This is a genomic window from Pseudomonas sp. KH_024_B2 (assembly GCF_057839965.1).
Genome location: NZ_CM174502.1, coordinates 5783613 through 5796631 on the forward strand (window position 1 = coordinate 5783613; position 13019 = coordinate 5796631).

Consider the following 13019-nt stretch of genomic DNA (forward strand, 5'->3'; position numbering starts at 1 on the left):
GCTCCTTGAGGCGTGCTTTTGAAGGGTAACACCGAGACTTCCGGCAGAAAGGCAGTGCAATATATGGAAACAGATCGATTCGGGCGTGACGGTCGCCACGAGCGCAGCGTCCCGTTAACGATGGTTTTGAAAAAATGACCAAGCGCCCGCAGAGGTGCTCCCGCAATCCCTGCCTAGAACCGTGAGTGTGCTATGGAACCCGGAAACGCCCAGCTGTCGATGACGGTATTGATGACCCCCGACATGGCCAATTTCTCTGGCAATGTCCACGGCGGTACCCTGCTCAAGTATCTCGACGAAGTCGCCTACGCCTGCGCCAGCCGCTATGCCGGACGCTACGTGGTCACCCTGTCGGTGGATCAGGTGATCTTCCGCGAGCCGATCCATGTCGGCGAACTGGTGACCTTTCTCGCGTCGGTCAACTACACCGGCAACACCTCGATGGAGGTGGGGATCAAGGTGGTGACGGAGAATATCCGTGAGCGCTCGGTGCGCCACACCAATAGCTGCTTTTTCACCATGGTCGCGGTCGACGACCAGCGCAAACCCACCGTCGTGCCGCAGCTGCAACCGCAGAACAGCGAAGACAAACGCCGGTTTATCCAGGCCAAGCAACGCCGGCAGATTCGCCAGGAACTGGAAAAGCGGTATCAGGAAATCAAGGCGGATGCCTGAGGTCAGTCAGGGAAAAGAAGCCGAGCGCCTGACCTGTGGCGAGGGAGCTTGCTCCCGCTCGGCGGCGAAGCCGTCGTAATCCGGCTGATGCGGTTTGCCTGATAAATCTCGGTTACAGGTTTTGGGCCCGCTTCGCGGCCCAGCGGGAGCAAGCTCCCTCGCCACAAGGTTTTATCGCCGGGCTGGGACTTGCTTGACTCGGCTTAAAGGCTGATCGCCGTCGCCTCAAACCGCACTCGCGGGTGGGCGATCCGGTCCTGAGCGCGCACCAATTCCAGCTCATAGCTGGCGCAGGCCTGGGTTTCCAGCAGCACTTCATGCACCGCCGCGGCGGTGAACTCGAAGGCCGCCAGCAGACTATCTCCCAGTAGCACGCGGGCCAGAAACAGGCCGGCCGTCAGGTCGCCGACGCCCACCGGCTGACGCGGGAAAGCCAGCAGCGGCCGACGCAGATGCCAACTGCCCTCAGCGGTCACCAGCAACATCTCGAAGCCATCCGGCAGCTTGCCGGGATAATCCAGGTGCTTGACCAGCACCGCCTTCGGGCCGCGGGCAAGCAGCGCCCGAGCCATGGCCAGGCAATCGAACAGCGACTGCGGCTTGCGCCCCGAAAAACTGTCCAGTTCGAGCTGATTCGGGCACATGAAGTCAGCCATCGCCGCCGCCTCTTCCAGCAGGAAATCACTGACTTCAGCCGGCACGCTGCAACCCTTTTCCGGATGCCCCATCACCGGGTCGCAGAGGTACAAAGCCTTGGGATTGATCGCCTTGATCCGCGCCACACCCGTAAGGATCGCTCTTCCCTGCGCCGCGCTACCGAGGTAGCCAGACAGCACTGCATCGCAGTTACCCAACTCGCCGATGGCGGCAATCCCCTCGATCAGCTCCGGAATCTGATGCGGTGCCAACACCTCACCCGCCCACTGCCCATACTGGGTATGGTTGGAGAACTGCACGGTATTGAGCGGCCAGACATTCACCCCGACCCGCTGCATCGGAAAAACCGCAGCGCTGTTGCCGGCATGGCCGAAGACCACATGAGACTGGATGGCGAGCAAATGGGGTGTACGTTTCATGCGGGATTTCCGTAAACCGATTGAAATTCGAGCCGCGCAGTATGCGACGAAACGCAGCCTGTACGACAGACCGAAGACACAGTTAAGCTGACACTACTTTGTTGGAGTGTTCGTTGATGCTGACCCTGGGAAATATCTTCGTGCTGATGCTGCTGGCGACCGGCGCCGCTTGGCTATGGCACAACCACGGCTTGCGCGAGCGGGCACTGGAAAGGGTCAAGCAGCATTGCGCCAAGCTCGACATCGAGCTGCTGGACGGCAACGTGGCGTTGAAGCGGATTGGTTTCGTCAAGGACGCCAATGGCCGACGGCGCCTGGCCCGCATCTATAACTTCGAATTCACCGTGACCGGCGAGACGCGCCACTCGGGCACCATCACCCAGTTCGGCGCCCACAGCGCACAAATCGAGCTGGCGCCCTACCCGTTCGAGGTCAAGACTCCGACGCCAAGTGCCGATGTGATCGAACTGAACCAGTGGCGCCAGGAACATAACAAGTGGCGCAATTGAGCGCGCGTCAAACCTGAACTACACGGCACCCAGCCAAGACGTTTTGCAGCGCGGCCGCGTTCTGCGGCTTGCTGAAAATCAGTTCGATACGTGAATCACGTCGCCACTCGCTAGGCTGCCAGTGCAGACCCGAGTTATCCACTGCATTGGCAGAAACCCAGCCGTCGGCGCTGTGGATAACCAACTTCGCCCGCCGCCAGTCAAGGCTTTCAAGCCATTGCAGAACCCGGGGCGCATCAAATCGCTGACTCGGATGCCAACGCCAGCCAATGCTCCAGCCGCCCTCCTGTTGCTGGCTCAGGCAAATCGGCTGCGTCGGATCAGTCCAGATCGCCGGCATCTGCGCCAAACCTTTAGGCACGCGGAAGTTATCCACACCCGCATTCGCCTGAGACTGTGCTCCGGGTAATTCGGTCAGTGGCAAAGCGGCTTGCTGCGTCCAGTACACCGGGCAATCCGGTAGTTGCTTGATGATCCGCTGGCGATCCGTGTCGCTGAGCTGCTCGTCCTTGTTCAGCAGCAACAGACCGGCACTGGTCAGCGCCTCCTGCTGCGCTGGTGGCAACGGTTTCCCGGCGGCCAGCGCCTGGGCATCGAGCACCAGCACGCACGGCTGAACGGCCAATACACCGTGCCACGGCGCATCACCCAATTGCTTGAGCAACTGCGCCGGATGCCCCAACCCTGAGGGTTCGATAAACAGCCGGTCCGGTCGCGCCTTGCGCAACAAACGTCCAAGCCCGACCTGAAACGGCGCCCCATTCACGCAACACAAACAGCCGCCGGCGACTTCACCCAGTGCGATACCATCGGCGTCCTGAGTCAGCAACGCGGCATCCAGGCCGATCTGACCGAACTCATTGATCAGCACTGCCCAGCGCTCATGGGCCGGCCGCTGCGCCAGCAGGTGCTTGATCAGGCTGGTCTTGCCGGCACCAAGCGGCCCGGCAATGACGTGGGTGGGAATGTTCTGCAGCATATTCGGTGATTTTCTAAGGAGGTAGATGATGCGGGCGATTTGGCTACCACTGCTGTTGGCGCTCGGCTCGGGCGAGGCGCTGGCCCAAGCCTGCGTGGTCCACAGTCAGGCGGAACGGCTGGACGTCAAAGTCTGCCAGCAAAACCGCAATATCCCGGAAAAACTGTTCCACGACGGCTTCTGCCAGCCGAACCTGCCCGGTCAGAAAGTCGACGTAACGTTCACCGAGCAATGCCCCGCCGGCGCCTTCGGCGTTTGCAGCAACGCCCAAGTGGCCAATATGCCTTACCGGCAGGATATTCACTATTACGGCGTGGCCACTGATGCGGCGTATTTGCAGCCGTTCTGCGAAAGCCAAAGCCAGGGCAAATGGCTGAAACCTTGAGTACGCCTAGCTCAACCAGTCGAGGGTGAGGATCAGGCGGCGTTCACCCGGCGCCGGTTGCGGCGAGCGATGGATCAGGCCGAAGCCTTCGTTGCCGTGCCATTTCTCGCCCTTGAGCAAGGCGACTTCACCGCAGGTTACTTGCTGAATCTGCGAGTCGTCCCGGGGCTCGGCGTCGGCTTTGCCCAGTTGCCGACGATCCATCACCCCTTCCCGTAGCCATTGACTGCCAATGCCGGCATACGTAGTGATCAATCTCACCGGTACATGATCGACGTGGAAACGTGGGCACATAGCCTTGTCCAGCACCCGCAGGCGCAAACCGATGCGCTTGGCACCCAACAGACAGGCGAAGGCGCTGACCAGCCAGGAGACGTCAGCGATGAAGCCTTCGTAGCCTTCCAGATCGCTGAAACCTGAGGCCAGGCCGTGCAGATTTGGCTGTGCATCCTCACTCTCTAGCTCCAGTGACAGTGATTCAGCCAGCGGCTCGCCGAGAGACAGCAACAGAGTGCCGAAGTCGGCGATATGGGCCGGTAGCTGCCGTTGCCAGACGGCCATATTCACGCCGTCTTCCAGAATCCGGGTGAGCGCTTCTGGTGTCTCACCCCGGACCTGACGAATGATCGGACGCAGCGTCAGACTGGGCGCGAGCATCAGGCCGCCACCTCTTCATGCCATGGCCCGAACGGGTCGATCATCAACTGCCAGCCTTCCACACCCAGGGCCATTTCGTCATCGGTCAGCAGGCAGTTATCGAGCTCGGCGGTGAGCTGGGTGAAGTCAATGTTCTGACCGATAAACACCAGTTCCTGACGGCAGTCCCCAGTGGCTTTCATCCAGTTTTCCATGATCGCCGAGACGCTTTCCTGATCCTGCGGCCACTGCGGTTTTGGCACGAAACGCCACCAGCGCCCGGCAAAGCCGTGACGCATCAAACCGCCAGCCTGGGACCAGCTACCGGCGTCCTGATGCTTGCTGGCCAGCCAGAAAAAGCCCTTGGAACGCAGCAGCTTGCCATTCACCCACGGGCGGTCGATGAAGCTGAAAAAGCGCTGCGGATGGAAGGGCCGCCGCGCCCGGTAAGCCGTCGAGGCAATGCCATACTCCTCGGTTTCCGGGACATGCTCACCGCGCAATTCCTGCAACCAGCCCGGCGCCTGAGCGGCGCGTTCAAAGTCGAAGCGCCCGGTATTGAGGATCTTCTTCAGCGGCACTTCGCCCATGACCATGGGGATGATTTCTGCCTGGGAGTTGAGCCGTTCGAGAATGGCGATCAGCTCCTGACGGTCGCTGCTGCTGATCAAATCGATTTTGCTGATCAGAATCACGTCGGCGAATTCGATCTGCTCGATCAGCAGGTCGGTGATCGAGCGCTCGTCGTCCTCACCCAGGGTTTCGCCGCGGGACGCAAGGCTTTCGGCGGCCTGATAGTCGATCAGGAAGTTCATGCCATCGACCACCGTGACCAGAGTGTCGAGCCGGGCAATGTCCGCCAGGCTCTGGCCCTCTTCATCGCGAAAGGTGAAGGTTTCCGCCACCGGCAAGGGCTCGGAAATGCCCGTGGATTCGATCAGCAGATAATCGAAACGACCGTCCTTGGCGAGCTTGCTGACCTCATCCAGCAAGTCTTCACGCAAAGTGCAGCAAATGCAGCCGTTGCTCATTTCAACGAGTTTTTCTTCGGCACGATTCAACGTGACATCGCGCTGAACCTCACTGCCATCAATGTTGATCTCGCTCATATCGTTGACGATCACCGCCACCCGCAGGTTGTCGCGGTTGCGCAGAACGTAATTGAGCAGCGTGCTTTTACCGGCGCCGAGAAAACCGGACAGCACGGTAACGGGAAGGCGGTTAGGCATCAGGGTGTCTCATCAGTGGCTGAGGGAGATTGAAAAAGGCATCGTCAATTATACCGTTATAACATAACATATGTTTTTATCTCCGACGATGGACCTGCTTATGAACGCGCTGACTCTGCCGGATATTGCCGCGCAGGCCTCACGCCAAGCCTTGCCACTCGAATGGGTGGGCATGTGCGGCATTGCTCTACCGGTGTTGTTCGATGGTCAGCGAATCAGCGCAAAAGCGGATGCCGGCGTCAGCCTCGATGATGGCGAGGCGCGTGGCATTCATATGTCGCGTCTGTATCTGGCGCTGGAAATGCTTGAGCAGAAGAACCTCACTCCGTTGCTTTTACGTCAGGTTTTGCAGCGCTTCCTCGATAGCCATGACGGTTTGTCGAGCAGCGCCTACTTGCGAATCCACACCGATTTGCTGCTCAAACGGCCCGCATTGGTCAGCCCGTTAGCAGGTTGGAAAACTTATCCAGTGAGCATCGAAGCGCGTCTGAAAAATGCAATGTTCCACGTGGAACTAAAAATCGAGGTTACTTATTCCTCAACCTGTCCATGCTCAGCTGCGCTTTCGAGGCAGCTGATTCAGCAGCAATTTGTCGATGACTTTGCCAACAAAGCATTGCAGCATGCCGACATCCTGGCTTGGCTCGGATCTTCAAAAGGCATCGTTGCGACGCCTCATAGCCAGCGCAGCAGCGCGCAATTGCAGCTACGTCTGGACGACTATCTGGAAGACCTGCCGCTGATCGCCGTGATCAACGACGCCGAAGCAGCCCTCGGCACCGCCGTTCAAACCGCGGTGAAACGCGCAGACGAACAAGCCTTCGCCCTGGCCAATGGTCAGAATTTGATGTTCTGTGAAGACGCTGCCCGACGCTTGAATCTGGCCTTGAAAAGATCCCCGGGGATCAACGCCTTCCACCTGCGAGTCGTCCACGCCGAAAGCCTGCACGCCCACGATGCTGTGGCCGAAAGTCGCTGGAACTGGGAGGCCGCATGATCCGTTGTCAGGCGTTACGCTGGGGGGCGCCCGGTCAGCCTCTCACTCCCGCCGTTAACTTCGAACTGGCAAGCGGCAGCCTGACCGCAGTCATTGGCGCCAACGGTTCGGGCAAAAGCAGCCTGTTGAAAGTCATCGCAGGGTTGCAGAGACCGCTGGCCGGCAACGTCGAACTGGATGTTCCACGACGCGGCAGCCTGTCTTTCTTACCGCAACAGCAGCATCTGGACCGACAGTTCCCTATCAGTCTGCAAGAGCTGGTCGCCGCTGGTTTCTGGGGCAACAAGCAAACTCCGCAAGTCCGCAGCCATCGCCTGAAGGTCGTGTTGGAAGACTGGTGTTTGACTGGACTGGAACATCGCCCACTGATGGCCTTGTCCGGCGGAGAATTACAACGCGCCCTGCTCGCCCGTTTGAGCCTGGCCGAAGCGCCGGTGTTGTTGCTCGACGAACCCCACGCTGCACTCGACGAACTCGGCCAGGCACTGCTCTGGAAACATATCCACGCCTGGCATGCCGAAGGCCGGACGCTGCTCGTCGTCTGCCATGACCTGGCCGCCGTGCGCCAACACATTCCTCAAGCGCTGCTGATCAAAAGCAGCGGCTGCGTGCTCGCGCCAAGTGTCGAACTGATCCAGCAACAACCTCTGACGCAGGTGGCGTGATGGTCGCCGCCGTTGCACTTTGGCAACCGTTCCACGAGTTCGTATTCATGCGTCGAGCCTTGCTTGGCGGTCTGGTATTGGCCTGCAGCACCGCCCCGCTCGGGGTGTTTTTGATTCTGCGGCGCATGAGCCTGATCGGCGATGCGGTGGCCCACGGGATCTTACCGGGCGCGGCCCTGGGCTTCTGGTTCGCCGGTTTGAGTCTGCCGGCGCTGACCATTGGCGGCCTCGGCGCCGGCCTGAGCATGGCCGGTCTCGCCGCGTGGATCACCCGCCGTACCGGCTTGAGGGAAGACGCCAGCCTCGCGGCGATCTACCCAATTTCGCTGGCCTGCGGTGTATTGATTCTCGGCATCGCCGGCAAACGTCTGGACCTCCTGCACCTGCTATTCGGCTCGGCACTCGCCGTCGATGGACCGACTCTGACCGGCATGCTTTGGGTTTCGGGTTTCAGCCTGATTGCTATGGTGCTGATCTATCGGCCACTGCTGCTGGACACACTCGACCCGCTGTTCCTGCAAACCGTGAGCCGTCTCGGCCCGTTGGCTCACGGACTGTTTCTGACCCTGGTAGTGCTGAATCTGGTGATCGGTTTTCAGGCCATCGGCGCGCTGATGGTGGTCGGTTTGATGATGTTGCCCGCGGCGGCTTCGCGTTTCTGGAGTCGACGCTTGCCAGTGTTGATGGTCATCGCCGCCGTGCTCGGCTGCCTCTCGGTGTGGCTCGGTCTGTTGCTGTCGTTCTACTACTCGCTACCCAGCGGCCCGACCATCGTGCTGGTGGCTGGGGGTTTGTACTTGCTGTCCGTGGTGTTCGGGCCGGTTCACGGCTTGCTGCGCCGCCCGCCTTTGCTCACATCCCAATGAGGTGTTTCCCGATGCGCGCTCTACTCATGCTGTTCAGTCTGCTGCTGCCGCTGTCGCTATCGACAGCCTCGGCGGTAGAGAAACTTCAGGTGGTCACCAGCTTCAGCATTCTCGCCGACCTGACCCATCAGGTTGGCGGCGAGCATATCCAGATCACCAACATGGTCGGTCCGGACGCCGACGCTCACACCTACGAGCCAACCCCGGACGACGCCAAAGCGCTGCTCAAGGCCCGGCTGATCATCAAGAACGGCCTGGGCTTCGAGCCATGGCTGGATCGTCTGGTCACCAGTACCGAGACCAAAACCCCTGTAATCACCGCCAGCCGTGGCGTCATCCCGCGGACCCTGGATGAAGACAGCGAGACCATTCCCGACCCGCACGCCTGGCACAATCTGGCGAACATCGAACTCTATGTGAGCAACATCACCAAGGCGCTGATCGCGACTGATCCAGCGAATAAAGCCGACTACGAACGCAACAGCCAGACCTGTCTGAAGCAGATTTACCGCCTGCTGGCCGAAGCCAAAACCAGGCTCGGTTCGCTGCCGCCAGGCAATCGCAAGATCGTCACTTCCCATGATGCTTTCGGTTATCTCGGTCAGGCCTACGGCATTGACTTCATGGCGCCTCAAGGTCTGTCCACCGAGCGCGAGCCTTCGGCCGCCGAAGTCGCGGCGCTGATCACCCAGATCCGCCAGGCCAAGGTCAAGGCGGTGTTCATGGAAAATATCAAAGACGCGCGCCTGCTCAAGCAAATCGCCGAAGAAAGCGGCGCGCATATCGGCGGCACCTTGTACTCCGACGCCCTCGCCGCCGAAGGCCCGGCGAGCACCTTCATCGGGCTATACCAGTACAACCTCAATACCCTGTACAACGCCTTGAGCAAACCATGATCCGCAAGAACCCGTCAGGCGATCTGCCAGTGATCGCCGAGTCCGCTTATGTGGATAAAACCGCGATCATCTGCGGCAAGGTGGTGATTGGCGAGAACGTCTTCGTCGGCCCCTACGCGGTGATTCGTGCCGACGAAGTGGACGACTCAGGCGAGATGGAGCCGATCACCATCGGTGCCAATTCGAACATCCAGGACGGGGTGGTCATCCACTCCAAATCCGGCGCGGCGGTGACTATCGGTGAGTTCAGTTCAATCGCCCACCGCTCCATCGTTCACGGCCCGTGCACAGTCGGCAACCGGGTGTTCATCGGCTTCAACAGCGTGTTGTTCAACTGTGCGGTGGGCGACGGCTGCGTAGTGCGGCATAACTCAGTGGTCGATGGTCGGGACTTGCCCGAAGACTTCTACGTGCCGTCCACCACTCGCATCGGACCCAAGACCGACCTCTCTCAGTTCCCGCCCGTCAGTGTCAGTGCTTCGGAGTTTTCCGAAGACGTGGCGCGGACCAACGTCGATCTGGTGCGCGGCTACAAGGCCCTGCAGAACGAGTTTTGAAACGGCGCGCCGGACAAAGGCAGTTTTTACACCGAATCGCGGGCCTCCGTGGCCGATGGTATTCCAGTGATTTTTGCGGTGCCTGCTCTGGCGTCTTCGCGGGCAAGCCCGCTCCCACATGGAATCGAGTACTCCTGTGGGAGCGTGGCTTGCCCGCTAAGCTTTCAGGCTCTTGGTTTAACGGTTCCGCAATCCTGCCCCATCCACACTGCGCGGGTATCCAGGCTGCCCTTCTGCTGGATGCCGGTGGCATTGAAGGTGCCGTTGACCTTGGTCGTGAACTCTCGATCACTGAGGAAAGTGGCGACACCGGTGCCCTGCGCTTTCGGGCAGCTGAAGCGAAATTTCCACTGATTGCCGGTGCGCTCGGTGATTTCCTGCTTGCAGCCCGATTGCGGATCCGTCAGCGGAATGTTGTCGGACTGCACTTGGGCCTGAGTCAGACAAGCTCGAATACCTTTGCCGCCCATGGTGATGCCCTGCTTCTCCAGCTGCGCGCGTTGCTCAGGGGTAATCTGGTTCTGCAACTGACCGAGGATCAACTGCAGATCCGGCAGATTCTGGTCATCGACTTTCATATTGCTTGAAGTTAATTCCCACAACCCTGGCTGCAACATCTGCGCCTGAGCGGCCACAGGAAGCGACAAGCCGACAGCCATGGCCAAACCCAGCAGACGAACGTTCATCGAGTAACTCCTAGAGAATAGTGGCCGTTAGACGTCAAAAATCGACTTGGGTTGCATGGCGAATTAAATAGCGACATTCGCCGTGGAACATGGTCTGTTAAGCATTAAGTCTTCAGGAGCAAGGCTGCCCCCATGGATTACTTTGGCCCGCATGTTTTCGGTTATCTGATCGCCACTATTCACTTGCTGGGCATGATCGCCGCCATCCATGCCGTGTTCACCGTCAGGACTGCCCAAGGTGCAATCGCCTGGGCCATGTCACTGTCGTTCATTCCTTATCTGACCCTTATCCCTTACCTGGTCTTTGGCCGCAGTACCTTCGACGCTTACATCGAGGCAAGACGCCAGGCCAACGAGGAAATGCGCAAAGCCATCGCCGACCTGAACTGGCGCCCCTGGGTCGAGGAAGCGCTGGCCGCCCGCGCCTCCAGCGCCTACGCCTCGCTGCGAGCCATGCCAAAACTGGGACGCATGCCGTGCCTGGCGAATAATCGGGTGCGTTTGCTGATCGATGGCGAAGCCACTTTTGCGGCGATTTTCGACGCCATCCGTAGCGCCCGCCAAGCCGTATTGATCCAGTTTTTCATCATCCATGACGACCATCTCGGTCGTCGCTTGCAGGCCCTGCTAATGGAGAAAGCCGCCGAAGGCGTAGCCATTTACGTGCTCTACGACCGCATCGGCAGCCACTCCTTGCCCCATGGCTTCGTGCAGCCGCTGCGCGAGGCCGGCGTGCAGGTCAAAGCCTTCGCCACCCGCAGCGGCTGGCTCAATCGCTTCCAGGTCAATTTTCGTAATCACCGCAAAATTGTGGTGGTTGACGGTCTGCTGGGGTTCGTCGGCGGGCTCAACGTCGGCGACGAGTACATGGGCAAGAAACCGCCACTGGCGCCTTGGCGCGACACCCATGTCGAAGTCAGCGGCCCGGTGGTGGCCTGCATGCAGGAGTCGTTCGCTGAAGACTGGTTCTGGGCTTCACGACAGCTGCCGCCACTGATCCTGCCCGACACCTACCCGGACGAGGGCGTGCTCTGCCAATTGCTGGCCAGCGGTCCGGCAGACCCCTACGAAACCTGCTCGCTGTTTTTCGTTGAAGCCATCCATGCCGCAACTGAACGGGTATGGATCACCAGCCCGTATTTCATTCCCGACGAAGCGGTTTTCGCCGCGCTGCGCCTGGCGGTGTTGCGCGGTGTGGATGTGCGGATCCTGCTGCCGTCGCGGGCGGATCACCGCATCGTTTACGCCGCGTCCAGTCTCTTTGCGTTCGAAGCGGTGCGGGCCGGGGTGCGGATGTTCCGTTATGAGCCCGGCTTCCTGCATCAGAAAGTGGTGCTGATCGACAGCGAAATCAGCGCCATCGGCAGCGCGAATCTGGACAACCGTTCGTTCCGGCTCAACTTCGAAGTGATGCTACTGATCGTCGACAACCCATTCGCCGCCGAGGTGCAATCCATGCTCAACGATGACTTCGACCAGGCTCACGAGATCGCCAAAGGAGAAAGCCGGGAGACCCGCCGCCTGCAACAACTTGGCATGCGGGTCGCCCGGCTTATATCGCCGATCCTTTAAGGGTTGTAGATATCGTCGCGCGTCCACGGCAGATCATGGCTACCGTCGGCATGAGCCTTGACCGCGAGGATCTGGTGCAGATTGATCCAGCCCCTGGCAAACGCATAAGCGCAGCCCGCCAGATAGAGTCGCCAGATGCGTAGCACGTGCTCCGGCACCAGCTTGGCGGCGGCTTCCAGATTGTCCTCCAGGCGCTCGCTCCAGTGGTCCAGGGTGCGCGCGTAATGCAGGCGCAGGCTTTCGACGTCGACTATTTCCAGGCCCGCCTCGCTGATCTCGGCCGAGATCATCGACAGGTGCGGCAGCTCGCCATTGGGAAACACGTAGCGTTCGATAAACTCACCAGCACCGCGCCCGACGGGTCGACCGTCAATGTGCCTGGCAGTAATACCGTGGTTCATCACCAGACCGCCCTCGCGCACCGCGCCGAACAGGGTCTTACAGTACTGCGCCAGGTTCTCATGGCCGACATGCTCGAACATGCCGACACTCACCACCTTGTCGAAACGACCGTCCTGCGGCAGGTCGCGGTAATCGAGCAACTGCAGTTCGACCTGATCCTCCAGGCCCTCGGCCGCTACCCGCTCCCGCGCCAGCGCTAACTGCTCCTTGCTCAGGGTGATGCCGAACACTTTCGCCCCGAACTCACGCGCGGCGTAACGTGCCAGCCCGCCCCAGCCGCAACCGACATCCAGCAGATATTCGCCAGGTTGCAGACGCAGCTTGCGGCACAGATGGCGAAACTTGGCCTGCTGGGCTTGCTCGAGGCTCTCGCTGCCGGTCTCGAAATAGGCGCAGGAATACGCCATGTCGCTATCGAGCCAAAGCTGATAGAAGGCATTGGACAAGTCGTAATGGTAGGAAATAGCCGCTGCATCGGTGGCTTTATCGTGCATGACGCGCAGAGGCTGGTTGTCATCGCTCTCATCCAGCAGAGCCTGGCTCCACTCATCGCAGACTTTAATGACGTCGTTGATCGAGCCTTCGAGTTCCAGCTTTCCTTCCACGAACGCGGCCCCCAGCAAAACCAGGCTGGGATGGGTGAATTGAGAAACCAATTGTGGGTCCTTGACCACAATAGTGACGCTGGGCGCTGGGCCCAGATTAAACTCATGGCCATCCCAGAGTCTGAGGCGTAACGGTAGCTGCAGATTCTGTAAGGCCGGAGGAAGGTGCGCGAGCATGGAGAAGCCCCCTGATTTCAGACGTCTGACTTGAGGGTAGACCATCCATGAAAATTAGCAGGCTATCGACCTCATAGCCTTTCTCCATATCCGTGAGACTGATCAAA

15 protein-coding genes are annotated in these 13019 nt (G+C 59.8%); 9 read left to right on the forward strand and 6 right to left on the reverse strand.

Annotated elements, in window-relative coordinates:
• Window positions 1–192: 192 nt before the first annotated feature.
• Window positions 193–675 (forward strand): acyl-CoA thioesterase, encoded by a 483-nt coding sequence (locus AC3I0A_RS26930; RefSeq protein WP_489375527.1) that lies wholly within the window; start codon window positions 193–195, stop codon window positions 673–675.
• Window positions 676–878: 203 nt separating this feature from the next.
• Here the strand turns inward: AC3I0A_RS26930 and pdxY are convergent, their stop codons facing one another.
• Window positions 879–1751, reverse strand: a complete 873-nt coding sequence (gene pdxY / locus AC3I0A_RS26935; RefSeq protein ID WP_489375528.1) for a pyridoxal kinase PdxY — start codon at window positions 1749–1751, stop codon at window positions 879–881.
• Between the two features lie 116 nt (window positions 1752–1867).
• Here pdxY and AC3I0A_RS26940 point away from each other — a divergent pair, with 116 nt between their 5' ends.
• A complete protein-coding gene (locus AC3I0A_RS26940) occupies window positions 1868–2260 on the forward strand; it encodes a DUF3301 domain-containing protein (RefSeq protein ID WP_489375529.1) in 393 nt (130 codons plus the stop codon).
• Between the two features lie 7 nt (window positions 2261–2267).
• On the opposite strand, the gene AC3I0A_RS26945 is transcribed toward AC3I0A_RS26940, so the two are convergent.
• On the reverse strand, window positions 2268–3239 hold the full coding sequence (locus AC3I0A_RS26945; RefSeq protein ID WP_489375530.1) for a CobW family GTP-binding protein: 972 nt from the start codon (window positions 3237–3239) through the stop codon (window positions 2268–2270).
• A gap of 28 nt (window positions 3240–3267) precedes the next feature.
• On the opposite strand from AC3I0A_RS26945, the gene AC3I0A_RS26950 reads away from it, so the two are divergent.
• Entirely contained in the window at window positions 3268–3624 is a 357-nt protein-coding gene (locus AC3I0A_RS26950; RefSeq protein ID WP_489375531.1) for an NADH:ubiquinone oxidoreductase, read from the forward strand.
• 6 nt (window positions 3625–3630) lie between these two features.
• Here AC3I0A_RS26950 and AC3I0A_RS26955 read toward each other — a convergent pair whose 3' ends face one another.
• Together AC3I0A_RS26955 and zigA are read right to left on the reverse strand one after the other, a co-directional pair.
• Window positions 3631–4281: a DUF1826 domain-containing protein gene (locus tag AC3I0A_RS26955; RefSeq protein WP_489375532.1), complete on the reverse strand. Its 651-nt coding sequence runs from the start codon at window positions 4279–4281 to the stop codon at window positions 3631–3633.
• Window positions 4281–5489, reverse strand: coding sequence for a zinc metallochaperone GTPase ZigA (gene zigA, locus AC3I0A_RS26960; protein ID WP_489375533.1), 1209 nt, complete (start codon window positions 5487–5489; stop codon window positions 4281–4283). Before zigA ends, AC3I0A_RS26955 begins: the two co-directional genes overlap by 1 nt.
• A gap of 100 nt (window positions 5490–5589) precedes the next feature.
• Between zigA and folE2 the strand changes: the two genes are divergently transcribed.
• The 5 genes from folE2 to AC3I0A_RS26985 are packed head-to-tail and all read left to right on the forward strand — an operon-like array spanning window position 5590 to window position 9470.
• A complete protein-coding gene (folE2, locus tag AC3I0A_RS26965; protein WP_489375534.1) occupies window positions 5590–6486 on the forward strand; it encodes a GTP cyclohydrolase FolE2 in 897 nt (298 codons plus the stop codon).
• On the forward strand, window positions 6483–7151 hold the full coding sequence (locus tag AC3I0A_RS26970; protein ID WP_489375535.1) for a metal ABC transporter ATP-binding protein: 669 nt from the start codon (window positions 6483–6485) through the stop codon (window positions 7149–7151). Before folE2 ends, AC3I0A_RS26970 begins: the two co-directional genes overlap by 4 nt.
• Complete coding sequence (locus tag AC3I0A_RS26975) at window positions 7151–8017, forward strand: metal ABC transporter permease (RefSeq protein ID WP_489375536.1); 867 nt, start codon at window positions 7151–7153, stop codon at window positions 8015–8017. Before AC3I0A_RS26970 ends, AC3I0A_RS26975 begins: the two co-directional genes overlap by 1 nt.
• Before the next feature lie 11 nt (window positions 8018–8028).
• On the forward strand, window positions 8029–8913 hold the full coding sequence (locus AC3I0A_RS26980; protein WP_489375537.1) for a metal ABC transporter substrate-binding protein: 885 nt from the start codon (window positions 8029–8031) through the stop codon (window positions 8911–8913).
• Window positions 8910–9470, forward strand: coding sequence for a gamma carbonic anhydrase family protein (locus AC3I0A_RS26985; RefSeq protein WP_489375538.1), 561 nt, complete (start codon window positions 8910–8912; stop codon window positions 9468–9470). The genes AC3I0A_RS26980 and AC3I0A_RS26985 overlap by 4 nt, the downstream gene beginning before the upstream one ends.
• Before the next feature lie 164 nt (window positions 9471–9634).
• Here AC3I0A_RS26985 and AC3I0A_RS26990 read toward each other — a convergent pair whose 3' ends face one another.
• Window positions 9635–10156, reverse strand: a complete 522-nt coding sequence (locus AC3I0A_RS26990) for a DUF3617 domain-containing protein (protein ID WP_489375539.1) — start codon at window positions 10154–10156, stop codon at window positions 9635–9637.
• A 132-nt stretch (window positions 10157–10288) separates the two neighbouring features.
• Between AC3I0A_RS26990 and cls the strand changes: the two genes are divergently transcribed.
• Window positions 10289–11728 (forward strand): cardiolipin synthase, encoded by a 1440-nt coding sequence (gene cls / locus AC3I0A_RS26995; RefSeq protein WP_489375540.1) that lies wholly within the window; start codon window positions 10289–10291, stop codon window positions 11726–11728.
• On the opposite strand, the gene cfaB is transcribed toward cls, so the two are convergent.
• Window positions 11725–12912 carry a C17 cyclopropane fatty acid synthase CfaB gene (gene cfaB / locus AC3I0A_RS27000; RefSeq protein WP_489375541.1) on the reverse strand — a complete coding sequence of 396 codons (1188 nt, stop codon included), beginning with the start codon at window positions 12910–12912 and terminating at the stop codon, window positions 11725–11727. The genes cls and cfaB overlap by 4 nt on opposite strands.
• Window positions 12913–13019 lie beyond the last annotated feature (107 nt).

Excerpts from the sequence above, each read along its gene's own strand:
- AC3I0A_RS26930 (WP_489375527.1), top strand. The coding sequence starts at position 193 with ATGGAACCCGGAAACGCCCAGCTGTCGATGACGGTATTGATGACCCCC.
- pdxY (WP_489375528.1), bottom strand. The coding sequence starts at position 1,751 with ATGAAACGTACACCCCATTTGCTCGCCATCCAGTCTCATGTGGTCTTC.
- AC3I0A_RS26940 (WP_489375529.1), top strand. The coding sequence starts at position 1,868 with ATGCTGACCCTGGGAAATATCTTCGTGCTGATGCTGCTGGCGACCGGC.
- AC3I0A_RS26945 (WP_489375530.1), bottom strand. The coding sequence starts at position 3,239 with ATGCTGCAGAACATTCCCACCCACGTCATTGCCGGGCCGCTTGGTGCC.
- AC3I0A_RS26950 (WP_489375531.1), top strand. The coding sequence starts at position 3,268 with ATGCGGGCGATTTGGCTACCACTGCTGTTGGCGCTCGGCTCGGGCGAG.
- AC3I0A_RS26955 (WP_489375532.1), bottom strand. The coding sequence starts at position 4,281 with ATGCTCGCGCCCAGTCTGACGCTGCGTCCGATCATTCGTCAGGTCCGG.
- zigA (WP_489375533.1), bottom strand. The coding sequence starts at position 5,489 with ATGCCTAACCGCCTTCCCGTTACCGTGCTGTCCGGTTTTCTCGGCGCC.
- folE2 (WP_489375534.1), top strand. The coding sequence starts at position 5,590 with ATGAACGCGCTGACTCTGCCGGATATTGCCGCGCAGGCCTCACGCCAA.
- AC3I0A_RS26970 (WP_489375535.1), top strand. The coding sequence starts at position 6,483 with ATGATCCGTTGTCAGGCGTTACGCTGGGGGGCGCCCGGTCAGCCTCTC.
- AC3I0A_RS26975 (WP_489375536.1), top strand. The coding sequence starts at position 7,151 with ATGGTCGCCGCCGTTGCACTTTGGCAACCGTTCCACGAGTTCGTATTC.
- AC3I0A_RS26980 (WP_489375537.1), top strand. The coding sequence starts at position 8,029 with ATGCGCGCTCTACTCATGCTGTTCAGTCTGCTGCTGCCGCTGTCGCTA.
- AC3I0A_RS26985 (WP_489375538.1), top strand. The coding sequence starts at position 8,910 with ATGATCCGCAAGAACCCGTCAGGCGATCTGCCAGTGATCGCCGAGTCC.
- AC3I0A_RS26990 (WP_489375539.1), bottom strand. The coding sequence starts at position 10,156 with ATGAACGTTCGTCTGCTGGGTTTGGCCATGGCTGTCGGCTTGTCGCTT.
- cls (WP_489375540.1), top strand. The coding sequence starts at position 10,289 with ATGGATTACTTTGGCCCGCATGTTTTCGGTTATCTGATCGCCACTATT.
- cfaB (WP_489375541.1), bottom strand. The coding sequence starts at position 12,912 with ATGCTCGCGCACCTTCCTCCGGCCTTACAGAATCTGCAGCTACCGTTA.